Origin of the sequence: Falsiroseomonas sp. HC035 (assembly GCF_050563525.1) — a bacterium.
In the GTDB taxonomy this organism is placed as follows: domain Bacteria; phylum Pseudomonadota; class Alphaproteobacteria; order Acetobacterales; family Acetobacteraceae; genus Falsiroseomonas.
Genome location: NZ_JBNXUN010000001.1, coordinates 278,414 through 299,611 on the forward strand (window position 1 = coordinate 278,414; position 21,198 = coordinate 299,611).

General features: G+C 70.3%; 24 protein-coding genes and 1 tRNA gene. 6 read left to right on the plus strand and 19 right to left on the minus strand.

Annotated elements, in window-relative coordinates:
* Positions 1-3 precede the first annotated feature (3 nt).
* The 5 genes from ACLF3G_RS01400 to ACLF3G_RS01420 all read right to left on the minus strand — a co-directional run bounded on the left by ACLF3G_RS01400 (position 4) and on the right by ACLF3G_RS01420 (position 4,551).
* Positions 4-705 carry a VWA domain-containing protein gene (locus ACLF3G_RS01400; protein WP_430667525.1) on the minus strand — a complete coding sequence of 234 codons (702 nt, stop codon included), beginning with the start codon at positions 703-705 and terminating at the stop codon, positions 4-6.
* Between the two features lie 32 nt (positions 706-737).
* Positions 738-1,430, minus strand: coding sequence for an endonuclease/exonuclease/phosphatase family protein (locus ACLF3G_RS01405; RefSeq protein WP_430667526.1), 693 nt, complete (start codon positions 1,428-1,430; stop codon positions 738-740).
* An 8-nt stretch (positions 1,431-1,438) separates the two neighbouring features.
* Positions 1,439-2,029 (minus strand): hypothetical protein, encoded by a 591-nt coding sequence (locus ACLF3G_RS01410; RefSeq protein WP_430667527.1) that lies wholly within the window; start codon positions 2,027-2,029, stop codon positions 1,439-1,441.
* 63 nt (positions 2,030-2,092) lie between these two features.
* A complete protein-coding gene (locus ACLF3G_RS01415) occupies positions 2,093-4,372 on the minus strand; it encodes an NADP-dependent malic enzyme (RefSeq protein ID WP_430667528.1) in 2,280 nt (759 codons plus the stop codon).
* A 93-nt stretch (positions 4,373-4,465) separates the two neighbouring features.
* Positions 4,466-4,551, minus strand: a tRNA-Leu gene (locus ACLF3G_RS01420).
* A 27-nt stretch (positions 4,552-4,578) separates the two neighbouring features.
* On the opposite strand from ACLF3G_RS01420, the gene lipB reads away from it, so the two are divergent.
* On the plus strand, positions 4,579-5,262 hold the full coding sequence (gene lipB, locus ACLF3G_RS01425; RefSeq protein ID WP_430667529.1) for a lipoyl(octanoyl) transferase LipB: 684 nt from the start codon (positions 4,579-4,581) through the stop codon (positions 5,260-5,262).
* 66 nt (positions 5,263-5,328) lie between these two features.
* Here the strand turns inward: lipB and ACLF3G_RS01430 are convergent, their stop codons facing one another.
* From ACLF3G_RS01430 to def, 8 genes are all read right to left on the minus strand, one after another.
* A complete protein-coding gene (locus tag ACLF3G_RS01430) occupies positions 5,329-6,090 on the minus strand; it encodes a hypothetical protein (protein ID WP_430667530.1) in 762 nt (253 codons plus the stop codon).
* Complete coding sequence (locus ACLF3G_RS01435; protein WP_430667531.1) at positions 6,087-6,269, minus strand: hypothetical protein; 183 nt, start codon at positions 6,267-6,269, stop codon at positions 6,087-6,089. Before ACLF3G_RS01435 ends, ACLF3G_RS01430 begins: the two co-directional genes overlap by 4 nt.
* Positions 6,270-6,286: 17 nt before the next feature.
* A complete protein-coding gene (locus ACLF3G_RS01440; RefSeq protein ID WP_430667532.1) occupies positions 6,287-7,693 on the minus strand; it encodes a DEAD/DEAH box helicase in 1,407 nt (468 codons plus the stop codon).
* A 285-nt stretch (positions 7,694-7,978) separates the two neighbouring features.
* Complete coding sequence (locus ACLF3G_RS01445) at positions 7,979-8,254, minus strand: acylphosphatase (RefSeq protein ID WP_430667533.1); 276 nt, start codon at positions 8,252-8,254, stop codon at positions 7,979-7,981.
* Positions 8,251-8,955 (minus strand): ATP12 family chaperone protein, encoded by a 705-nt coding sequence (locus ACLF3G_RS01450; protein WP_430667534.1) that lies wholly within the window; start codon positions 8,953-8,955, stop codon positions 8,251-8,253. Before ACLF3G_RS01450 ends, ACLF3G_RS01445 begins: the two co-directional genes overlap by 4 nt.
* Before the next feature lie 10 nt (positions 8,956-8,965).
* Positions 8,966-9,502: a hypothetical protein gene (locus tag ACLF3G_RS01455; protein ID WP_430667535.1), complete on the minus strand. Its 537-nt coding sequence runs from the start codon at positions 9,500-9,502 to the stop codon at positions 8,966-8,968.
* A gap of 291 nt (positions 9,503-9,793) precedes the next feature.
* On the minus strand, positions 9,794-10,372 hold the full coding sequence (locus ACLF3G_RS01460) for a COQ9 family protein (protein ID WP_430667536.1): 579 nt from the start codon (positions 10,370-10,372) through the stop codon (positions 9,794-9,796).
* A complete protein-coding gene (def, locus tag ACLF3G_RS01465) occupies positions 10,369-10,920 on the minus strand; it encodes a peptide deformylase (RefSeq protein ID WP_430667537.1) in 552 nt (183 codons plus the stop codon). The genes ACLF3G_RS01460 and def overlap by 4 nt, the downstream gene beginning before the upstream one ends.
* A gap of 194 nt (positions 10,921-11,114) precedes the next feature.
* Between def and rpsU the strand changes: the two genes are divergently transcribed.
* Both rpsU and ACLF3G_RS01475 read left to right on the plus strand, forming a co-directional pair.
* Positions 11,115-11,318 carry a 30S ribosomal protein S21 gene (gene rpsU, locus ACLF3G_RS01470; RefSeq protein ID WP_007006360.1) on the plus strand — a complete coding sequence of 68 codons (204 nt, stop codon included), beginning with the start codon at positions 11,115-11,117 and terminating at the stop codon, positions 11,316-11,318.
* Positions 11,319-11,498: 180 nt separating this feature from the next.
* Positions 11,499-12,776, plus strand: coding sequence for an aspartate aminotransferase family protein (locus ACLF3G_RS01475; RefSeq protein WP_430667538.1), 1,278 nt, complete (start codon positions 11,499-11,501; stop codon positions 12,774-12,776).
* Positions 12,777-12,794: 18 nt separating this feature from the next.
* Here the strand turns inward: ACLF3G_RS01475 and ACLF3G_RS01480 are convergent, their stop codons facing one another.
* The 5 genes from ACLF3G_RS01480 to ACLF3G_RS01500 form a co-directional block, all read right to left on the minus strand.
* A complete protein-coding gene (locus ACLF3G_RS01480) occupies positions 12,795-13,382 on the minus strand; it encodes a hypothetical protein (RefSeq protein WP_430667539.1) in 588 nt (195 codons plus the stop codon).
* 106 nt (positions 13,383-13,488) lie between these two features.
* Positions 13,489-14,229 (minus strand): sulfite exporter TauE/SafE family protein, encoded by a 741-nt coding sequence (locus ACLF3G_RS01485; RefSeq protein ID WP_430667540.1) that lies wholly within the window; start codon positions 14,227-14,229, stop codon positions 13,489-13,491.
* An 83-nt stretch (positions 14,230-14,312) separates the two neighbouring features.
* Positions 14,313-15,722 (minus strand): NAD(P)(+) transhydrogenase (Re/Si-specific) subunit beta, encoded by a 1,410-nt coding sequence (locus ACLF3G_RS01490; protein ID WP_430667541.1) that lies wholly within the window; start codon positions 15,720-15,722, stop codon positions 14,313-14,315.
* Positions 15,723-15,725: 3 nt separating this feature from the next.
* Positions 15,726-16,121 carry an NAD(P) transhydrogenase subunit alpha gene (locus tag ACLF3G_RS01495; protein ID WP_430667542.1) on the minus strand — a complete coding sequence of 132 codons (396 nt, stop codon included), beginning with the start codon at positions 16,119-16,121 and terminating at the stop codon, positions 15,726-15,728.
* A gap of 12 nt (positions 16,122-16,133) precedes the next feature.
* Positions 16,134-17,282, minus strand: a complete 1,149-nt coding sequence (locus ACLF3G_RS01500) for a Re/Si-specific NAD(P)(+) transhydrogenase subunit alpha (protein ID WP_430667543.1) — start codon at positions 17,280-17,282, stop codon at positions 16,134-16,136.
* Between the two features lie 137 nt (positions 17,283-17,419).
* Here ACLF3G_RS01500 and ACLF3G_RS01505 point away from each other — a divergent pair, with 137 nt between their 5' ends.
* Positions 17,420-18,190, plus strand: coding sequence for a DUF3891 family protein (locus ACLF3G_RS01505; protein WP_430667544.1), 771 nt, complete (start codon positions 17,420-17,422; stop codon positions 18,188-18,190).
* Positions 18,191-18,194: 4 nt separating this feature from the next.
* Here the strand turns inward: ACLF3G_RS01505 and ACLF3G_RS01510 are convergent, their stop codons facing one another.
* Positions 18,195-19,148 (minus strand): TAXI family TRAP transporter solute-binding subunit, encoded by a 954-nt coding sequence (locus ACLF3G_RS01510; protein WP_430667545.1) that lies wholly within the window; start codon positions 19,146-19,148, stop codon positions 18,195-18,197.
* 111 nt (positions 19,149-19,259) lie between these two features.
* Between ACLF3G_RS01510 and ACLF3G_RS01515 the strand changes: the two genes are divergently transcribed.
* Both ACLF3G_RS01515 and ACLF3G_RS01520 read left to right on the plus strand, forming a co-directional pair.
* A complete protein-coding gene (locus tag ACLF3G_RS01515; protein WP_430667546.1) occupies positions 19,260-20,192 on the plus strand; it encodes a LysR family transcriptional regulator in 933 nt (310 codons plus the stop codon).
* Positions 20,189-21,190 (plus strand): Bug family tripartite tricarboxylate transporter substrate binding protein, encoded by a 1,002-nt coding sequence (locus ACLF3G_RS01520; RefSeq protein WP_430667547.1) that lies wholly within the window; start codon positions 20,189-20,191, stop codon positions 21,188-21,190. The genes ACLF3G_RS01515 and ACLF3G_RS01520 overlap by 4 nt, the downstream gene beginning before the upstream one ends.
* Positions 21,191-21,198 lie beyond the last annotated feature (8 nt).

A 21,198-nucleotide genomic window follows, 5' to 3' on the forward strand; every position in this document is an offset into this window, starting at 1 on the left:
GCGTCAGGCACCCCGCGGCGCAGGTAGCTGACCGGCGATGCCGCGCGCCACGGTGCCCGGCAGCCGCGCCAGCGCCGGGCGGCCACCCGCGGCAAAGACGGCAACGGCACGCAGCAGGTCGCGCAGCGCCGTGGCGCTGGAGGAATCGAACGGCGCCCAGGCGCCACCCGACAGCTTGGCCACCTGGCGCAGGGCGCTGCGGGCGATTGGGTTGTCGCCTTCCTGGAAGCAGAACACCGGCAGCCCACGCAGGCCGAGCTGGCCCGCGACATGACAGACCGAATCCACATCCTCCTCGAAGGCGTCGCCGACCAGGATCATGGCGTTGACCCGCTGCCGCTGCGTCTCCGCCAGCGCATGCTTCAGGGTGCGCCCGATCTGCGTCTGGCCGCCGAGGCAGGTGACGCCCGCCATGCGGCGCGCCAGATCCTCGGCATGGGTCAGGAACGGCGTCGCGGCGAATTCCTGGAAGCCGCGATAGTAGGCGAGGCTCACCGCCAGCCCGCCGATATCGCGCACCGCCAGGAACATCTCCGCCTGCAGGTGGCAGGCCCGGTCCCAGCTCGGCTGGCGGCTGGCGGTGGCGTCCATGGCAAAGATCAGGCGTCCCACGGTACCACGCGCGGGCGTGGCCGCTGGCATGGCGGCCACCCTGTTCAGGAAGGCCGCGACGGCGGAACCGGGCTTGTCGGGCAGGTTGGTCATGGCTGCCATGTGGCCCCGGCGGGGCCGCGTCGCTAGGGCGCCCCCAGTCGGATACACGCCATCAGGGGCAGGTGGTCCGAGGCCCGGCGGGCCAGCGGCGTGTCGTGCACTGCGAGTTCCGAAATCAGGCCCGCCGGATAGGCCAAGATACGGTCCAGCGACAGGGTCGGTCGCAGCGCCGGGAAGGTCGGGGCCGCCGGTGGCACGCCGAAGCCTCGCGCCAGCACCGCCAGCGCCGCGCCCTGCACGCGGATCTCATTCAGGTCGCCCAGCACCAGCACCGGCAGCGGCGGCGGCTCCATCGCCGCCGCCAGCAGCCGCCGCGCCTGTTCCCGCCGCCGCCCCGCGCCGAGGCTGAGGTGCGTGCCGATCACCCGGATTGGCCCAGCACCGAGGTCGAGCTCCGCCAGGATGGCGCCGCGCGGCTGCGCCCCGCCAAGCCGCAGCCCGACCGGCCCGCGCCGCAGCATTGCGTCGCGCCGCACCAGCAGCAGGTTGCCGCGATAGCCCTGCTGTCCCGGCACGACGCACAACGGAACCAGGTCCAGCCGGTCGGCCAGCGCCGCCTCGTCCAGCATCGAGGTTCCCGGCCGCAGCCAGGATTGCGCCTCCTGCAACGCGATCAGATCCGGCCGGATTTCCGCCAGCACGTCCAGGATCCGCCCAGGCCGAGGCCAGCCGGCGGCCCCGCGTGTGCCGTGGATATTCCAGGTCGCAACGCGCATCGGGCGGCTCAATGGACCACGGCGGGTTTCGCGCGGCCCGCCCGCCACAGCAGCAGCGGGCCGGCCCAGGCGGCACCCAGCGCGACGCCGGCGGTGGTCAGCACGATGTCGGAAGCCGTATCCCATGGCCCGCCGATCAGCCCCGTGGCCCATTCGAACACCTCCCACGCCACCGCCAGCGCCAGGCCGAAGCCGAGGCCGAGCCAGGCGCGCCGGCGCATCCCGCGATCGCGGCCATCGTGTTCCAGCAGCCCTGCGAAGACGGCGCCGGCCAGGACGCCGTTCACCAGGTGGACCATCTCGTCGTAGGGATTGGCGCCGTAGAACCAGTTCAGGCCATAGCCGGGGCAGGTCACCAGCGTGGCCAGGATCGGCGCGGCATCGAGCACCCGCGGCAGTCGCCGCAGCCGCTGCGGCAGCCGCGCCATGCGTTCCCGCGGCGGCAGGATCAGCCCGAGGCAACCGACCAGCGCCGCCAGCGTGCCATAGGCGGCGCCGCGCCGGTCGATGAACCAGAAGATGATGGCGCAGGCCAGCAGCGCCGCCAGGCTCACCCAGGCGGCGGGCGAGTGCCGGCGCAGATCGTCTTTCGTCAGCAAGCCCACGCGCCGCACTCCCCGGTCCGGAAGGGTCAACGCGTGGATCGCGCCTTGGTCGCCGGGTCACACCGCCGGCAGCATCCCATTCGCCTGCGCCGCCGCCAGTGCCGTCATGTTGACGATGCCGCGCGCGGTCACGCTCGGGACCAGGACATGGATGGGCTTCGACATGCCGAGCAGCATGGGCCCGACCTGCAACCCCTCCCCCGCCGCCTTCAGCAGATTGAAGCTGATGTTGGCCGCGTCCAGCGTCGGCATCACCAGTAGGTTCGCCGCATCGGTCAGCGCGCTGTCCGCCACCGCGCGGGCTCGGATCGCAGGTGCCAGCGCGGCATCGGCGTGCATCTCGCCATCCACCTCGAAATCCGGCGAGGCCTGGCGCAGCAGCCGCAGCGCCTCCCGCATCTTGCGGGCAGACGGTGCGCCGGAGGCCCCAAAGCTGGAATGCGACAGCAGCGCCGCCTTGGGCGTGATGCCGAAGGCGCGGATCTGCTCGGCGGCCAGCAGCGTCATGTCGACCAGCTGCGCTGCCGTGGGGTCCACCGTCAGGTGGGTATCGACGAAGAACAGATGGCCATTGGGCACGATCAGCGCGGACAGTGCATAGACCCGCGCCACCTCCGGCCGCTTGCCGATGACGTCGAAGGCGTGGTGCCAGTGGCTCATCCAATCGCCGGTGCCGCCGCAGAGGCAGGCGTCCACCTGCCCGGTCTCCAGCAGCAGCGCCGCTGCCACGGTGGGACGATTGCCGACGCGCCGCGCGGCCGCATCCGGCGGCACGCCGCGGCGACCCACCCGCTGCTGGTACAGCTCCACCAGCGGGCCGAACACCGCGGAATCCGCCTGCGGGTCCAGCACGCGCACCGATTCCGAGAAATCCATCCGCAGGCCCATGCCGGCGGCCTTCGCGGAGATCACGTCGCGCCGCCCGATCAGGATCGGCTCGGCCAAACCCTCGTCCAGCACGGTCTGCACGGCCCGCAGCGTGCGTTCATCCTCGCCTTCCGCGTACACCACGCGCGCCAGGCGCTTGCGCGCCGCCTCGAAGACCGGGCGCATCAGATTGCCGGAGCGGAAGACGAAGCGCTCCAACTCCTGCCGGTACTTCGCCATGTCGGCGATGGGGCGCTTCGCGACGCCGGACTCCATTGCGGCCTTCGCCACGGCCGGAGCGATCTCCAGGATCAGCCGGGGGTCGAAGGGCTTCGGGATGATGTAGTCCGGCCCGAAGGTCGGTGCCGCGCCGCCATAGGCCGCGGCCACCACCTCGGACGCCTCCATCCGCGCCAGCGCCGCGATGGCATCGGCAGCGGCGACCTTCATCTCCTCGTTGATCGTGGTGGCGCCGGCATCCAGCGCACCGCGGAAGATGAAGGGGAAGCAGAGGACGTTGTTGACCTGGTTCGGGTAGTCGGTCCGCCCCGTCGCCACGATCGCGTCCGGCCGCACCGCGCGCACCGCCTCCGGCAGGATTTCCGGCTCCGGATTCGCCAGCGCCAGCACCAGCGGCCGTGGCGCCAGCATCGGCAGCCATTCGGCCTTCAGGATGCGCGGCGCCGACAGGCCGAGGAACACATCCGCCCCCGGCAGCACCTGCTCCAGCGTCCGCGCCTCCGTATCCTGCGCATAGGCCGCCTTGAACGGATCGGTGTTCGGGCGGCCCTTCCAGACCACGCCATCGATGTCGCAGATGGTGACCTTGGCGCGGTCGAGGCCCATCGCCACCAGCAAATCGAGGCATGCGATCGCAGCGGCGCCGCCGCCGGTATTCACGACGCGCACCTCGGACAGCTTCTTGCCCTGCAGCAGCAGCCCGTTGCGCACCGCGGCCGCAACGATGATGGCGGTGCCGTGCTGGTCGTCGTGGAACACCGGGATGTTCATCCGCGCCCGCAGCGCCCGCTCGATCTCGAAGCACTCGGGGGCCTTGATGTCCTCGAGGTTGATGGCGCCGAAGCTGGGTTCCAGCGACGCCACCGCCTCGATGAACTTGGCCGGGTCGCGCTGCTCGATTTCCAGGTCGATGGAATCGATGCCGGCGAACTTCTTGAAGAGGACGGCCTTGCCCTCCATCACCGGCTTCGACGCCAGAGCGCCGATCGCCCCCAGCCCCAGCACGGCGGTGCCGTTGGTGATGACGGCGACCAGATTGCCGCGCGCGGTATAATCCCAGGCCGCATCCGGGTCCTTGGCAATCTCCTCGCAGGCCGCGGCGACACCGGGCGAGTAGGCCAGGCCCAGGTCGCGCTGCGTCGCCATGCGCTTGGTCGGCTCGACGCTGAGCTTCCCGGGCCGCGGCAGCCGGTGGTAGTCGAGCGCGGCCTTGCGGAAATCATCGTCCATGGCGGGGCGGCATCCTTAACTTTGTCGCGGGCAGCCATTCGTCCGACGTATCGGCGGGGTGCGCAACAGCCAAGGTGCAGGACGGCGGGGAGATGGTGCGGTCGAGAAGATTCGAACTTCCACAGGGTTGCCCCTACCAGCACCTCAAGCTGGCGCGTCTACCATTCCGCCACGACCGCATATCGGGTAGGACGCGCCTATAGCCGATGACAGCGCACCCGACAACGCCCCTTCCCGCGTCCCCGCAGTGGTCGCCCACCTGGACCATCGAACCGGGCCGCCTGCCCTATGCCGCGGCGTTGGAGGCGATGGCCGCGCGCGTCGCCGCCATCCGCAACGGCACGGCGGAGGAAGCCGTCTGGTTGGTGGAGCATGAGCCGACCTACACGGCCGGTACCTCCGCCAGGCCGGAGGATCTGCTGGAAACGCGCTTCCCGGCCGTCGCCGCCGGGCGCGGCGGGCAGTGGACCTATCACGGCCCCGGCCAGCGCACCGGCTACGTCATGCTGGACCTGACGCGGGACCACGGTACGGTGCGCGCACGCGACGTGCGGGACTACGTTCGTGGCCTGGAGGAATGGCTGATCCGGGCGCTGGACCGCTTCAACATCCGCGGCGAACGGCGCGACGGCCGAATCGGCATCTGGGTCGCCGACCGCGCCCGCGGGACGGAGGAAAAGATCGGCGCCATCGGCGTGCGCGTCACCCGCTGGGTGTCCTGGCACGGCGTGGCGCTGAACGTGGACCCCGATCTGTCCCACTTCGCCGGCATCGTCCCCTGCGGCATCCCCGACCACGGCGTCACCAGCCTGCACAGGCTGGGCGTGCTGGCGACGATGGAGGAAGCCGATTCGGCGCTGATGGCGGCCTGGGGCGAGGTGTTCGGCTGAAGCATTTTCAAGTCAGGCGGAACCGCCTGAGGGCTCCGAAAATGCCCCAGATAAACCGTTTTAAGCTCAGCGCTTCGCGGGCACCACGCGGTAGACGAACACACCCACCGCCCAGGCGAGCCAAGCCACCGCCGGCCAGGCCAGCAGCATCAGCGCCGCGCCAATCCTGTCCAGGGCCCCGCCGGATGCCGGCGCCAGGAAGGCCGGGTCGGCAACGCTCGTCAGGCCATGCTGCGCGATGGCGGCCTGCGCCGCCTCCGGGCGCGGGGTCGCGCGGATGGCCTGCGTCAGACGAGCCGGCATCTGGCTGCCACATGGTGTGGCGGTCTCCGACCTGGCCTGCTCGCACACCAGCCAGGCCGCCACGGACTGGCCTCGCTGCCAATCGGCCGGTACCAGCGGCACCGCGAAGGCGGAAAGCTCCACCGGCGGCCCGGCGCTGCGCGCGATGCTGCTGCGCGCCTCCCCCACCAGATCCATCCGCGCCACCGACTCGGGAAAGCTGAGGCGGGAAGCGGCAGGGTGCTGCGCCGCCGCCGCAACCGAATCGAGCACGACCGGCGCCCCGACCTGAAAGCGCAGCCAGATCTGTGATTCCGCCGCCGCCGCGACAAAGGCGAACAGGCCGAACAGGCCGAGCGCGAACAGGGCGCCGGAGCGCAGGCGGATCGCCAGCGCCACGCCGGCCGTGAAGGTCGCCATGCCACCCAGTGCGACCGCCGCCGGAAACGGCAGCAGCGCCACCAGCGGCGGCGCGGCCAACGCCACGGCCAGGGTCAGGCCAAGCCCGACCAGCAGAAGCCGTTGCAGGGAAAGAGGAGAGGTCACGGGCCGTCCTCCTCGATTTCCCAACCAAGGTCGAGGTAGTGGCGCAGGATCGCCTCGTGGCGATCCTCCGCGTGCTGTTCCAGCACCTCGTCCTCGCCATCCAGCACTTCCGTGCCGGCCTCCGTGGTGACGATGACGATGGTCGCCATCTCACCCTTCATCAGAACGGTCTCGCGCATCCGCGAGACCTATTCCATTACCGGCCGCGGATGAAGGCCGGGGCGCTGCCGCCATCGCGGAAATCACCCTCGCGCCAGTTGCGGTCCTTCTGGCCCGCCGCGGCGACGACCGCTGGGCGACGCGCCGGCTGGTCGCCAGCCCGTGGCGCCGGGGCGGCGTTCCCGCGCGGAGCACCCTGCCCGCCGCGGCCACCGCCGCCGCCGTTGCGCCCGCGAGACGGGCTGTTGCGGCCGCGATTGCCGCCGGCCGGCTTCACCGCATCCGGACGCCCGGCGGTGCGGTGCATCGGCACGGTGACATCCTGGCGCTCGTCGCTCGCCGGGATGGAAATGCGAATCAGCTTCTCCACCGCCCACAGCTTCTCCCGCTCATCCGGCGCACACATCGCAATCGCGATGCCGGACGCGCCGGCGCGCGCAGTGCGGCCGATGCGGTGGACATAGGCCTCGGGGGTGTCCGGCATGTCGTGCTGGATCACATGCGTCACGCCATCCACGTCGATGCCACGGGCGGCGATGTCGGTGGCGACCAGGACCGGGGCGCGGTTCGATTTGAAATCGGCGAGCGCGCGTTCCCGCTGGCCCTGGGACTTGTTGCCATGGATCGCGTTGGCGGCGATGCCGTCGGCCTCCAGGTTCTTCACCACGCGATCGGCGCCATGCTTGGTGCGGGTGAAGATCAGCGCGCGACCGACGCCCTCGCCCTTCAGCAGCTCGGCCAGCTTGCCGCGCTTGCGGCCCTGCTCGATGACCACCAGCTTCTGCGTCACGCGTTCCGCCGTGGTGGCGACGGGCGCCACCTCGATGCGGATCGGGTCCTTCAGGATCTCGGCGGATAGCTTCGCCACTTCGGCAGGCATCGTCGCTGAGAAGAACATGGTGTGACGCTTCGCCGGCAGCTTCGGCAGGATGCGGCGGATGGCGGGCCAGAAGCCCTTGTCCAGCATCTGGTCGGCCTCATCGAGCACCAGCGCATTCACCATGTCGAGGCGCGCGGAGCCCTCATCCATGTGGTCCTGCAACCGGCCCGGCGTCGCCACCAGGATGTCGATGCCGTTGGCGAGCGCGCGGCGCTGCGGGCCATGCGGCACGCCGCCGAAAATGACGGAGACGGACAGGCCCAGGTGGCGGCCATAGGCCTTCAGGCTGTCGGCGATCTGGCTGGCCAACTCGCGCGTCGGCGACAGGATCAGCGCGCGGCAGCCGCCACGCGGCGGCCGGCCCTTCGATTCGGCCAGCAGGTGAAGCAGCGGCAGGCCGAAGGCCGCGGTCTTGCCGGTGCCGGTCTGCGCGATGCCGAGGATGTCGCGGCCGGTCAGCGCATGCGGGATCGCATCGCGCTGGATCGGCGTGGGGGTGGTGTAGCCTTCTTCCTGAAGCGCCCGGAGGATGTTCGGGGAAAGGCCGAGTTCACTGAAGCTCATGAAAAATTCGAATCCGGTCATGCCGCCCTGCTGATAAGCGGGCGGAGGGGTGGCGGTGGGCCAACCCGCGTGCCGGGGCCGGTCCGATGTTGTCCGCTAAGCCGCGCCGTTCTCAGGCAAGGGCAGCGCCCCGGTCCGGGCCTCCAGGCGCACCGTCCCGCGTGGGACAGCGCCGGGCCCGCTCACGCGGCCGGGGCGCGGCGGGCAAACACCCGCCGACGGGCGAACAGATAGGGCAGAACCGCTACCCCGACAAGCCAATTCGGCGGTGCAGCATAAGCGGGTTCAGCCATCCGCCATGCGCGTGAAGCCGGTCTCCTCCGGAGGCGGATGCGCCGACTCGGCCACCTGGGACACCCGGGCGAATAGCGGCCCGCGATGGCACGCTGCGACCACAGCCTTCACCGCCTCGGACTCGCCGGCCACCAGCGCCTGCACGCTGCCATCCGGCCGGTTGCGCACCCAGCCCTGGATGCCGCGCCGCTGCGCCTCCCGCACCAGCCAATCCCTGTAGCCAACGCCCTGAACCCGGCCGGTGATGGCCAGCAGCAGCGCCGTCACGCCGGCACGAGGCCGACAAGCCTGGCAGCCAGTGCCACATCGGCCGCCGCCGCGTCCCGGCGCCGTGCCGAATCCGGGTCGATGCCCCAGAATTCCTCCTGGAAGGCTTCCTCAAGCGAAGCGAGCCGCTGCGCCTCCTCGGCCGAGACCTCCCCACGCACCACCGCCAGCCCCAGCACCAGGCTGCCCAATGCCGGGACCGCGACGCCGAGCGCGGCCAGGCCCATGGTGGAATGTCCCGCGACGGCCCGGTGCAGCGCCGCCAGCGCCTCCGCCGGCTGCGCCACCGGCATCACGCCGGTGGTCACGCGCAGCGGCGCATCCAACTGCCGCGCCGCCCAGGCCAGCCAGGGATCCCACGCTTCCGCCTGCCAGGCCGCCAGCCGTGCCGCCTCGGCGCGGTAGCACAGCAGTTCGGTCTCGCCGTACCGGGCGATCGCCGCCACCGTGGCCTCGCGCGCCGGCGCGATGCGCTCCTCCGCGGTGCCCACGAGGCGGGTCAGCGGCACGTCCTCGGGCCGCATCTCGCCGCCCTTCTCGCCACCCGCCGCCTGCCATTCGGCCGCGACCGCCTCGGCCAGCGGCTGCGCCGGAAGGCTGAGCGGGTTGCCCCCGGGCAGCCGCAGCGGCTTGCCATCCAGCAGGACGGCAAATCGCCCCTCGGCCTCGGCGATGCGTGCCTGGTCCCAGAACCGCTTCACGCAGGCGCCCTCAGCGGCGCGCCGCTGCGGTGCCGGCCCGCGCGGCCGGGCGCGCACGGGTCGAAGCCGTCGTCGTCGCGCGCTCGGCGCAGACCGGCGCCTCGAACGGGTTCAGCACGTTGCGCTCCATGGAGATGTCGGCCAGCGAGCTGGCATTGCTCTGCGACAGCGCGGCCTGGAACAGCGGGCCGACATTCTGGCAGAAGCGCGAGCCTTGGCGGATGCCGTCCTGCGACTGCTCGTTGGCAAGCGTCGTGATATAGCCATCCAGCGCACGCTGGTGGCCGCCGCCGGCGGTGCGGCGGAAATGCCGTTGGATCGAACTGTAGGCGCCGCCGAGCTCGCCCTGGAACTTGCGGACGAAGGCGTTGTAGTCGTCGTCCCGCGCGCAGGTCAGCGCCGCCACCATCAACTGGCTTTGCAGCGCGCGCACTTCAAAAGCGGTACGGTCGGCGCTCTGCACGCAGGATTGCGCGATGGCCGGGCCAGCGATGGCGACGGCGGCGCCGGCGAGGATGAGGCGGAAGGCGGTCTTGGCGCGGCGCATGACTCGGGAAACTCCCCTGGGGACGCCCTGCCTGCCGCATCCGACCGGGCCGCGCAACCAATGTTGCGCAACCCGAGCGACGCGGCCGGACCCCCCGGTCCGAACGGCATCCCATGACGGGCATTCCTACCGCATCGTCCGGCGCCTCGCAGCAGAAAATCAGCGGCGCAACATCTTACAGCACGCCGATCAGATACAGGATGATGATGATCGGGATCGGTAGCCCGACCAGCCACAGCATGATGCCCTTCATAGCCCACTCCTCCTTCGGAATGGGGACGTAACGCCGCGTCAGGCTCTTCGTTGCATCTTCTGGAACCTTGCGAGCCCGGCCAGCCGGCGGTCCAGGAAGGCCTCCGTCGCCGCATGGTCGGGCGACTGGTCCTGCAGCCAGAAGGCCAGGGTCGCACCATACACCCCGGCCAGCGTCGCCCGCCGCGTGTACCAGGAGAAATCCGCCGAGGTATCGCCGGCCGCGGCCCACATGGCATCCGCCGTCCGCGCCACCGTCCGCGCGGCGGAGGCGAGGTTCCAGGGCAGTGACTGCACCGCCAGCGCCCGGCGCACCGCGTCCTTGTGCGGCGCGGCCTGTTCCAGCCGGATCAGCACGACGCGGCGGATTCGGGCGGGAATGCGCTGCGCCGCCAGGTCCTCCGCCACCGCCGCCGCTTCCATGTCCCGGTCCGCCAGGTCGCACCAGGCCTCGATCGCCTCCACCGGCCCGCGCGGGAACAGCCAGTCCTGCTCCAGCGCATCGCGGCCGAGGTCGGACAGGCCGGCGGACAGCGCCGCGCGGGTCCAGCCGAGGGCCGGCACATGCGGCAGGGCGGCGCGGATGGCCTCGTCGCGCTCCTCGCTGCGTTCGATCACGATGCCGGCTCCTCGGTGCGGGCCGTCTGTGCGGCCTGGGCGGCTTGCGCGGCCTGGACCGCTGCGCGGTGCAGGTCCTCGGTGAAGCCGAAGCGCGAGAGGTCGGGCATCCGCATCGGATACAGCACGCCGTCCAGGTGGTCGGCCTCGTGCTGCATCACCCGGGCGGACATTCCCGCCGCCTCACCCTCCATCAACCGGCCCTCGATGTCGTAGCCGCGAAATCGGATGCGCGCCGCGCGCGGCACCTCTCCGCGAAGGCCGGGGATGGACAGGCAGCCCTCCCAGCCCTCCTCCGTCTCCTCACCGACCGGAGTCAGTTCGGGGTTGATGATGGCCAGGATGTTGCCGGCCCCGCCGCGCCAGACGAAGACGCGCAGCCCGACATGCACCTGCGGCGCGGCCAGGCCAAGACCGGAGGCATCCTCCATGGTCTCCGCCATGTCGGCGACCAGGCGGCGGATCTCGGGCGCCGTGGGGTCCGGCACCGGCAAAGCGGGCCGGATCAGCACGGGGTTGCCCATGCGGGCGATCTTCAGGATGGCCATCGGCGGTGCGGGTTCCGGTTGGTGCGAGCCACAAGGTAATGCGTCGAGCGCGCTACGGGAGGGTCTTTCGCGCGACGCGAATCCTGTGCTAAGGCTCTGCCCATCGCGTTGGCGGTTCGGGTCATCTCCCGGACCGGCCGGCGCGCATCCGCGTTTCAGCTATCCTTAACACCAGAACCAGGAGGTTCCATCGCGTGCAGGTCGTCGTCCGCGACAATAACATCGACCAGGCCCTGAAGGCGCTGAAGAAGAAGCTTCAGCGTGAGGGTGTGTTCCGTGAAATGAAGCTCCGCCGCCATTACGAGAAGCCGTCCGAGCGCCGCGCCCGCGAGGCCGCGGAGGCCGTGCGCCGTGCGCGCAAGGTGGAACGCAAGCGTCTGGAGCGGGAAGGCTTCTGAGCCTTCCACCGCCCGTCCTCCCTGGCGGGCCGACCTGACAAGCCGGATCACCGCGGCACGGACAAGCCGGATCACCGCGGCACGGAGGAAACTCCGTAGCCCGCGGCTTCGCGCCGTCTTCACGCGCCCATCGGAACCCGGTCTACTGGCCGGACTCTGAGGAGCGGCATGATGGACGGCATGGATGCAGAACAGGCGCTGATCGCCCGCGCGCGGCGCGTGCTGCCCGCCGGCAGCTTTGGCAATTTCCCTGCCGAGATCATCCTGCGGGAGGGTCGCGGCGGCCGTGTCTGGGATCAGGCCGGCCGCGAGTATGTGGATTTCCTGCTCGGCTCCGGCCCGATGTTCCTGGGCCACGGCCATCCCGAGGTTATCGCGGCGGTGCAGGAGCAGCTCGCCCGCGGCACCACCTTCTTCGCCAACAACGAACCTGGCATCGCGCTCGCCGAGGCGATCGTGGATGCGCTGCCCTGCGCGGAGCAACTCCGCTATGTCGGCTCCGGCACCGAGGCCGACCTCTACGCCATGCGCCTCGCCCGCGCCTTCCGTGGCCGCGACAAAATCCTGAAGTTCGAGGGTGGCTACCATGGCATGAGCGACCACGGGCTGATGAGCCTGGCGCCGCGCCACCTGGCGAACTTCCCGCAGGCCGTGCCGGACTCACCGGGCATCCCGAGATCCGTCGCCGATGACATGCTGGTCGCGCCTTTCAACGACCTGGAGGCCGTGACGCGGCTGGTGGAGGCGCATGCCGACGACCTCGCCGGCATCATCGTCGAGCCGCTGCAACGGCTGATCCCGCCCGCCCCCGGCTTCCTGCAAGGGCTTCGCGACCTCTGCACGAAGCACGGCCTGGTGCTGATCTTCGACGAGGTGGTGACCGGCTTCCGCTTCGCCTATGGCGGCGCGCAGACCTACTACGGCGTGACGCCGGACCTCTGCACCCTGGGCAAGATCGTCGGCGGTGGCTTCCCGCTGGCCGCCATCGCCGGGCGGGCCGACATCATGTCGCTGTTCGACAAGGCGCTGGTCGGGGAAGACCGTGTGCTGATGCAGGTCGGCACCCTGTCTGGCAATCCGATTGCAGCGGTCGCCGGACTCAAGACCCTGGAGATCCTGCGCCGTCCCGGCACCTACGAGGCCGCCTTCGCGACCGGGCAGGCGCTGATCCAGGGCATGTCGGAGCATATCGCCGCGGCCGGCCTGCCGGCGCAGGTGGTGGGCGAGCCGCCGCTGTTCGACGTGGTGTTCGCCGATGGCCTGATCCGGGACTACCGCGCCACGCTGCGCGCCGACCGCGTGGTGCAGGCGCATGTGAACCGGGTGCTGCGCGCAGACGGCATCCTGAAGGGCGACAGCAAGTACTATGTCTCGACGGCGCACCAGCCGCATGACGTGGACCAGACGCTCGGGGCGTTTGCGCGGGCAATGCGAAGCCTGCCACGCACGGCGTCCTGAGCCGGCACCCGGCGCGCCTCAGGCGACGCCGAAATGCATCGCCAGCGCGTGCATGTCGTGCGCCGGGATGACGCCGCTGCGGCTGATGTCCGACTCCTTCAGGTTCGGTACATAAAGCTGCCAGGCTTCCAGCACGCCGAGGTCCGGCGGCAATTGCGCGCCACCGCTCACGGAAATTTCCTTCGCCCGGGCTGCGGCGCGGCCCGAGGCGGTCGCGGGCGTCGCGGAAAGCTTCTTTTGCGGCGCGAACAGGCCCCAGAAGGCGCGGCACTCAGCCTTCAGCTTGATCTGAACAAAATTGTCCAGATCGTTCCAATCGATGCAGACCGCAGACATGAACCGAACCATTGCGCTCATATCGATGCCGTTCAGCTTCGCCTGCTGGTATCGGCCCAAGGCACCCTCGTAATCCTCCTTGAAGGGCTTTACCGGCGACCACCAGGGACTGATCCCCCATTGCGTGGCCTGCGCCTTGCCGGCGGTCAGCTTGAACAACATGAAGTCCTTGGGCAGCGTCTCGACGCGCACGGAGGGCACCAGGAAGGCGCTTTGGTGGGAGTCCGGCAGCCGGCCAAAATCGGCCATGCTGAGTGTCTCGTTGATCATTTGGACGAATGTTCCTCCCCCCAGCGCAACTGTGGCATCCTGGATGGTAAACGGGTCCTGGGCCAGCCTTGGGTCAGGCCAGCCTGCACCGATCCTGAACCTGGTCTCAGGGCCACCCGAGCGATGCGGACAGGCTGCGCAGCGACAGCAGCATGATCACCAGGCCGACCAGCAGCATCAACTTCCGCGCCGGGAGGTGCCGGGCGATCAGCGCGGCGAAGGGCGCGGCCAGGATCCCGCCGATGACCAGCCCCAGGATCGCCTGCCACAGATCCAGGCCGATGGTGGTGAAGAAAGCCGCCGTGATGGCGAAGGTGACGAAGAATTCGGCTGCGTTGGTCGACCCGATGGCGATCCGGGGCGCATCTCCCCGTCCTATCAGGGTGGAGGTGACGATAGGTCCCCAGCCGCCGCCGCCCGCCGCATCCAGGAACCCGCCTGTCAGCCCGAGCAGCACGACCGGCCGTCCTGGCTTTGCCTGCAGCGGGCGCAGCGCACGCCACAGGATCAGCCCACCCATACCGAGCAGATAGAGGCTGACCAACGGCCTGATGATCTGCATCGGCAAGGCTGAAGCCACCAGCGCTCCAGACACGCCGCCGGCGATGCCAGGCAGCGCCAGCCGTGCCAGAAGCCGGGCATCGACATTCTTCAGGCGCCAGTGGGCGTAGCCGGAGGCACCTGTGGTGAAGACCTCCGCCGCATGCACGCTCGCACTTGCGACGGCGGGATGGGTGCCGATCGAGACCAGCACACTGGTCGCCGTCAGCCCGTAGGCCATGCCGATGGCGCCATCGATGATCTGCGCCACGAACCCGACAGCCACGAAAAGCAGGATCTCGTCCATGCGACCCCCCTCACCTCCTGCCAAGCTGGTGCGGGCGCCTCGGCTTCCTCCGGCCGCACGGGGCGGCCGGAGGAAGCGGAAGGTTACTTCTGCAGGCTCTGCACGATCTGCTGCGTCACCTTCTTGGCGTCCCCGAACAGCATCATGGTGTTCGGGCGGAAGAACAGCTCGTTGTCGACGCCGGCATAGCCGCTGGCCATGCCGCGTTTCACGAAGAACACGGTCTTGGCCCGCTCCACGTCCAGGATCGGCATACCGTAGATGGCGCTGGTCTTGTCGGTCTTCGCCGCCGGGTTGGTCACGTCGTTGGCGCCGATGACATAGGCGACGTCGGCCTCGGCGAATTCGGCGTTGATCTCCTCCAGCTCATGCACCTCGTCATAGGGCACGTTGGCCTCGGCCAGCAGCACGTTCATGTGGCCGGGCATGCGGCCGGCGACGGGGTGGATGGCGTAGGAGATCTCGGCGCCTTCCTTCTTCAGCAGGTCCGCCATTTCCCGCACCACCTGCTGCGCCTGCGCCACCGCCATGCCGTAGCCCGGCACGATGATGATCTTCTGCGCGTTCTTCATGATGTAGGCGGCGTCCTCCGGGCTGCCGGCCTTCACCGGCGCACGGTCCGCATTGCCTGCGCCGGGGCCGGCGGCGGCACCCGAGTCACTGCCGAAGCCACCCAGCAGCACGTTGATGATGCTGCGGTTCATGCCCTTGCACATGATGTAGGACAGGATGGCGCCGGATGCACCGACCAGCGCGCCCGTGACGATCAGGAGCAGATTGCCGATGGTGAAGCCGATGCCCGCCGCCGCCCAGCCGGAATAGCTGTTCAGCATGGACACCACCACCGGCATGTCCGCGCCACCGATCGGGATGATCAGCAGGAAGCCGAGCGCGAAGGACAGCAGCGCGATCAGCCAGAACAGCGCCGGCGAGCCGGTGACGACGAAGGCGATCACCAGCACCAGCAGCAGCGCGCCCAGCGCCGCGTTCAGCATGTGCTGGCCCTTGAAGATGATCGGCGCGCCGGACATGCGGCCGTCCAGCTTGGCGAAGGCGATGACGGAGCCGGAGAAGGTGATGGCGCCGATGGCGAGCCCCAGCGACATCTCGACCAGCGAGGCACCCTTGATGTTGCCCACGGTGCCGATGCCGAAGCTTTCCGGCGAGTAGAAGGCCGCCGCCGCCACGAACACCGCCGCCATGCCGACCAGGCTGTGGAAGGCGGCGACGAGCTGCGGCAGGGAGGTCATCTGGATGCGCTGCGCCAGCAGCGTGCCGATGGTGCCGCCGATGGCAAGCCCGGCCAGCACCAGCACGATGCCGCCCGCGCCCATGCCCGGCCGCAGCAGGGTCGCCAGGATGGCGATACCCATGCCGATCATGCCGTACAGGTTGCCCTGGCGGCTGGTCTCGGGGTTCGAAAGCCCCCGCAGCGCCATGATGAACAGGACCGAGGCGACGAGATACGCCAGGGTCGAAAGGGTCTGTCCCATGGCTCAGCCGCCCTTCTTCTTGAACATGGACAACATGCGCCGGGTCACCAGGAAGCCGCCGAAGATGTTCACCGAGGCCAGCGTCACGGCGATGAAGCCGAAAATCTGCGCGGCGACGCTCTCGGCCAGGCCGGTGGCCAGGATGGCACCGACGACGATGACGGAGGAGATCGCGTTGGTGACGCCCATCAGCGGCGAGTGCAGCGCCGGGGTCACGTTCCACACCACGTAGTAGCCGACAAAGCAGGCCATCAGGAAGATGGTCAGCAGCAGCAGGAAGGGCTCGGCCGCCGCGGCAACGGGCGCCGCCGTCTCGGCCAGTTGCCGCGCATGCTCGGCGAGCAGCGCGGCGCGATCCGAGATCGAGGCCGCCTCGTTGGCGATCTGATTGGGGGTCATGCCAGGATCTCCTCAGGCGGCCGGGAGCGATGCGTGGACCACGGCGCCGGCGCGGGTCAGCGTGACGCCCTTGATGATGTCGTCCTCCGGATTGAGCACTGGCTTCTTCGCGTCCTTGTCCCAGAAGGTGGTCAGGAAGGTCAGCAGGTTGCGCGCATACAGCGCGGAGGAGGCACCGGAAATCCGCCCCGGCCAGTTGCGGTAGCCCAGGATTTTCGCGCCATTCGACGTCACGACGAGCTCACCCGGCACGGTCGCGGCACAATTGCCGCCCGCGTCCGCGGCAAGGTCCACGATGATGCTGCCCGGCTTCATGGAGGCGACCATCGCCTCGTTCACCAGGATCGGCGCGCGCCGGCCCTGCACCAGCGCGGTGCAGATGACGATGTCCTGCTTGGCGATGTGGGTCGCGACCACCTCCGCCTGCTTGGCGTAGAACTCGGCGGAAAGCTGCTTGGCGTAGCCGCCGGCGGTCTGCGCCGACTTGCTCTCCTCGTCCTCATGGCCGACGAAGCTGGCGCCGAGGGACTTGATCTCCTCCTTCGCCGCCGGCCGCACATCGGTGGCGGAGACCCGCCCGCCGAGGCGCCGCGCCGTTGCGATGGCCTGCAATCCGGCGACGCCGGCGCCCATGACGAAGACGTTCGCCGCCGGGATGGTGCCGGCCGCCGTCATCAGCATCGGGAAGCCGCGGTCGAACGCCGCCGCCGCTTCCACCACAGCGCGGTAGCCGGCAAGGTTGGCCTGGGAGGACAGCACGTCCATCGACTGCGCGCGGGTGATGCGCGGCAGCAACTCCATGGAACACGCCTCGATCCCAAGCTGCGCGTAGGTGTCCGCCATGGCGCGGTCGGCGCCCAGCGTGCCGATCAGGATGGCGCCGCGCGGGATCATGGCGAGTTCGTCGACCTCGCCCTCCCCAGTGCCGAGCGGCGCGCGCACCTTCAGCACCAGCCCGGCATTGGCCAGCGCCGTGCCGGCATCCGGCGCGACCTCGGCCCCGGACTCGGCGTACTGGCTGTCCGGGAAGCCGGAGGCGAGGCCGGCCCCGGTTTCCACCGCAACGGTGCAGCCGAGAGCGATGAGTTTCTTCGCCGTCTCGGGCGTCGCGGCCACCCGCGTTTCGCCTCCGCGACGTTCGCGCAATACCGCAACGCGCATCAATACCACCCCCTCGGCCCTGGACATTTCGTTAGGTCAAAGTCGCAGCCATATGCCGGTGCCTCGCAAGTCTTGCAAGGACGCCACGTTCCGGCGCGGTATGCTACCGCGTTCCAACGGCAGACGGGTCACGGCAGATGTTGTTGCGCGAAGCGGCGGATGGTTCCTTCCTGGCGATCAGCCAGCCGATGCACGCACTGGTTTCCGGCCAGATGGCCCGCGCCTGGGGCGCCCCCGGCTTCGCGCCGGTCGCGCCCTTCGAGGATGTCGCCACCGCCTGCGCCCAGCACGATGTCGCCTGGATGGCGTGGGAAGCCGCGCCGACCTTGGATGCGTCCACCGGCCTGCCGCACATGTTCCGCACCGTCGGCGCCAGCCGCCACGCGCCGATGTGGGCAGAAGGCGTGCAGCGCGCTTTGGCCTCCTGGGGCCCCTGGGTCGCGCTGCTGGTCAGCCGCCATGGCAGCTTGATCTATGGCAGCTACGCTGACCGCCACCAGCTCGACCGCGCCGATGCCGAGGCGGCGGATCGATATCTGGCCGAACAGGCGGTGGTGCAGCAGGACCTCGCGGCACAGACCGGCGCCGCGCCTGCGCAGATCGAGGCCGCCTCCGCCCTGGTCGCGGTGACGGATGCGCTGAGCCTCGCGGTCTGCGGCGGCGTGCAGACCATCGGCGGGGTCGGCACCGCTCCGTTGGCCGATGGCGGCCGGGTGAAGCTGGCGCTGCGCGAGTCGGAGGGCGTGCTGGCCATCGCGCCCTGGCCGTTCCGCCTGCCGGACGTGACGCTGCACTGGCATGCGCGCCGCTTCGAGGCCGGCACGCGATGGACCGATGAGGCGGCGATGCGCGCCGACCTGGCCGCGGCACCGCAGCACCTGGTGACGGCGCGGCTGGTGGCGGGCTGAAGGATCAGGTGGGCTGCGCGATCTCCGGCACCGTCGCCCCGGCCTCCCGCAGCGCGCGGACCGCACCCGGATGGAAGGCCAGCACCCGGTTCGTGCCGGCATTCGCCGCCCGCGTACCGGCGGCGGCGGCCGAGATCTCCTGCCGCGGATCGCCGGCCGACAGCACGGCGCGGGTCACGGCATAGGCCACCTCCTCCGGCAGCGCCGCATTGGCGATGACGAAGTTCCACGCGGCGAAGGACATCACTGGCGCGTTCTGTCCACGATAGGTGCCGGCGGCGACCGTCAGCGGCGCCAGATGCGGCAGCCGGGCGACAACGCCACGCGAGACCTCCTCCCCCGGCCCGATGATGACGCTGTCCGTGCCATCGGCGACCATCACCAGCGCCGGAATCGGCAGCACGGCGCCCTGCCACAGCGCGTCGATCTCGCCGCGCAGCGTCGCCTCCGCCAGAGGGGCGCTGTCGCCGGAGACGATCTCGGCGGTGATGCCGGCGACCTCGGCGGCGGCGCGGAAGAAGGTCTCGGCCGGGCCGCGCGCGGGGCCGCAGCCAACCTTCTTCCCCGCCAGATTGGCAAAGCGCACCAGGCCGCGAGCACGCGGGGCGGCGGCCATGAAGCCGGTCTCATACATGGGAAACAGCGCCCGCACCGCACGGTGCCTGCGCCCGCCGGCGGCCGGCGTACCCTGCAAAGCATCCACCACGCTGCCGAGGAAGGCGGTGCCGATGGCGCCCGGCTCATCCTCCACCCGCCGCAAATTCTCCAGGCTGCCGGCTGAGCGCCGCACCTCCAGCATCACGCCCTTCGTCGCGGCGAAGCGCGCAACGGCCTCGCCATAGGGCAGGAAGGCGCTGCCGGGGCCGGCCGTGTAGAAGGGCAAGGTTGCCGCCTGGGCGCGCACCCCGGGCGTGGCGAGCAGCATGGGCGTGGCGAGCATCAGGCTGCGGCGGCGCATGGCGGGCATTCCTTCTGGTCTCGCAGCAGCCTGTCGCGACTTGCCAATCCTGTCAAAGACATTATAGCATGAACTTGCGTCAATAACCTCCGCGCATAGGATCACCCGGGATTGCCCGAGGCCGACCCCTCCGCACCCGAGTTGCCCAGCCTGCGGGAGTTCGAGGTGTTGTCGGCTGTCATCGCGCATCGCACCACCGCCGCGGCCGCCCGCGCGCTCGGTATCTCGCAGCCCGCCGTATCCCGCGCCCTGGCGGGGCTGGAGGCGCGGCTTGGCCGGGCGATGTTCCGGCGCGAAGCCGGTCTGCTGGTGCCGACCGCCGAAGCCGCCGACCTCAGCGCGGAAGCGCAGCGCGCCATCGGCAAGCTGAAGCGCCTGGTCGGCCAGGCCGGCCCGGCGGAGGCCGACGGCAGCCTGCACCTGATCACCACCACCACCATGGCGCAGTGCTGGCTGCACCGCATCCTGCCGCCAATGCTGCGGGCGCATCCGGACCTGCAGGTGCAAGTCGAGATCGCCGCCTCCTCCGCCGTGCTGAACGCGGTGGCGGATGGCACGGCGCAATGTGGATTGCTCGATGGCTTCGCTCCCCATGCCAGCCTGTCCGCCGAGATCCTGCATCGCGGGGAGGCGCATGTGGTGCTGCCGCGGGATCATCCGCTGGCGGCGCGCCCGGCGCTGGGGGCGGCGGACCTCGCCGGCCTGCCGCTGGTCGCCCTGCCCCGGCGCTTCGCGCTGCGGGCGAGGGTGGACCAGGCATTCCGGGAGGCCGGGCTGGTACCGGCCATCGCCATGGAATGCGCCACCGCGGTCTTCGCCGCGGAGATGGTGCTGCGCGGTGTCGGGATCGGCATCCTCAACGCCTTCCCGCTTCGCGCGTTCTACCCCAACCTCAGCTTCCGCCCCTTCCTGCCGGGGCTGGCGATGGAGATCGCGCTGGTGGTGCCGCGGGCCTCACCGCCGCGCACCACCGTGGACCTTCTCTCCGCCTGGCTGAAGCAGGCGCTGCCCGATCCCAAAGCCGAAAAGGATACACTTCCATGACCCGATCCGGACCCAGCCGCCGAACCCTGCTCGGCGCCGTCGCCGCGCTGCCGCTGGCGGCACCCGCGCTGGCGCAGGGCAACTGGCCGCAGCGGCCCATCCGCCTGGTGGTCCCCTTCCCGCCCGGCGGCGCGGTGGACATCACCGGCCGCCTGCTGGCGGAGCGTCTGCAGCCGATCCTCGGCCAGCCCATTACGGTGGACAATCGTGGTGGCGCCGGCGGCAATATCGGCGGCGACGCGGTGGCGAAGGCGCAGCCGGATGGCTACACGCTGCTGCTCGGCACCGCGACCATCCTCGCCGCCAACAAGTTCCTGTTCCGCCGCTCCATGCCCTTCGACCCGCTGCGCGACCTGACGCCGGTGACGCGGGTCACCACCGGCACGGTGCTGCTGGTGGTCAATGCACAGCGGCCCTGGCGCAGCTTCGCGGACCTGGTCGCGGCGGCGAAGCAGGCGCCCGGCCGCATCTCCATGGGCTCCTCCGGCACCGGCACCGCCAGCCACCTGACCTTGACCAAGGTCAACGCCGCGGCCGGCATTGACATCACCCATGTGCCGTATCGTGGCGGCGGCCCCGCCATCGCGGACCTGCTGTCCGGCACCATCGACATGATGTTCGACGTGATCCCGGCGCTGATGCCGCATGTCCGCGAAGGCCGCTTCCGGGCGCTCGCCGTCGGCTCCGCCGAGCGCGTGACCTATGTGCCGGAGCTGCGCGACGTGCCGGGGATGAGCGAGCTGCTGCCGAACCAGGGCATCGACATGCAGTCCTGGTACGCGGTCAACGCCCCCGCCGGCACCCCGGCCCCCATCGTGGCGCGCCTGCATGAGGCGCTGGTGCGGGTGGTGCGGTCGGATGATTTCAAGGCGCGGATGGAGCCGCTCGGCTTCACCCCCGTCGCGGATGACAGCCCGGCCGCCTATGGTGAGTACCTGCAGCAGCAGGAGCAGTTCTGGAAGGCCCTGGTCGAGGCCTCCGGCGCCACGCTGGACTGACCCATCGG

Excerpts from the sequence above, each read along its gene's own strand:
- ACLF3G_RS01400 (WP_430667525.1), bottom strand. The coding sequence starts at position 705 with ATGACCAACCTGCCCGACAAGCCCGGTTCCGCCGTCGCGGCCTTCCTG.
- ACLF3G_RS01405 (WP_430667526.1), bottom strand. The coding sequence starts at position 1,430 with ATGCGCGTTGCGACCTGGAATATCCACGGCACACGCGGGGCCGCCGGC.
- ACLF3G_RS01415 (WP_430667528.1), bottom strand. The coding sequence starts at position 4,372 with ATGGACGATGATTTCCGCAAGGCCGCGCTCGACTACCACCGGCTGCCG.
- lipB (WP_430667529.1), top strand. The coding sequence starts at position 4,579 with ATGACAGCGCACCCGACAACGCCCCTTCCCGCGTCCCCGCAGTGGTCG.
- ACLF3G_RS01435 (WP_430667531.1), bottom strand. The coding sequence starts at position 6,269 with ATGCGCGAGACCGTTCTGATGAAGGGTGAGATGGCGACCATCGTCATC.
- ACLF3G_RS01440 (WP_430667532.1), bottom strand. The coding sequence starts at position 7,693 with ATGAGCTTCAGTGAACTCGGCCTTTCCCCGAACATCCTCCGGGCGCTT.
- ACLF3G_RS01455 (WP_430667535.1), bottom strand. The coding sequence starts at position 9,502 with ATGCGCCGCGCCAAGACCGCCTTCCGCCTCATCCTCGCCGGCGCCGCC.
- def (WP_430667537.1), bottom strand. The coding sequence starts at position 10,920 with ATGGCCATCCTGAAGATCGCCCGCATGGGCAACCCCGTGCTGATCCGG.
- ACLF3G_RS01475 (WP_430667538.1), top strand. The coding sequence starts at position 11,499 with ATGGATGCAGAACAGGCGCTGATCGCCCGCGCGCGGCGCGTGCTGCCC.
- ACLF3G_RS01480 (WP_430667539.1), bottom strand. The coding sequence starts at position 13,382 with ATGATCAACGAGACACTCAGCATGGCCGATTTTGGCCGGCTGCCGGAC.
- ACLF3G_RS01485 (WP_430667540.1), bottom strand. The coding sequence starts at position 14,229 with ATGGACGAGATCCTGCTTTTCGTGGCTGTCGGGTTCGTGGCGCAGATC.
- ACLF3G_RS01490 (WP_430667541.1), bottom strand. The coding sequence starts at position 15,722 with ATGGGACAGACCCTTTCGACCCTGGCGTATCTCGTCGCCTCGGTCCTG.
- ACLF3G_RS01495 (WP_430667542.1), bottom strand. The coding sequence starts at position 16,121 with ATGACCCCCAATCAGATCGCCAACGAGGCGGCCTCGATCTCGGATCGC.
- ACLF3G_RS01500 (WP_430667543.1), bottom strand. The coding sequence starts at position 17,282 with ATGCGCGTTGCGGTATTGCGCGAACGTCGCGGAGGCGAAACGCGGGTG.
- ACLF3G_RS01505 (WP_430667544.1), top strand. The coding sequence starts at position 17,420 with ATGTTGTTGCGCGAAGCGGCGGATGGTTCCTTCCTGGCGATCAGCCAG.
- ACLF3G_RS01510 (WP_430667545.1), bottom strand. The coding sequence starts at position 19,148 with ATGCGCCGCCGCAGCCTGATGCTCGCCACGCCCATGCTGCTCGCCACG.
- ACLF3G_RS01520 (WP_430667547.1), top strand. The coding sequence starts at position 20,189 with ATGACCCGATCCGGACCCAGCCGCCGAACCCTGCTCGGCGCCGTCGCC.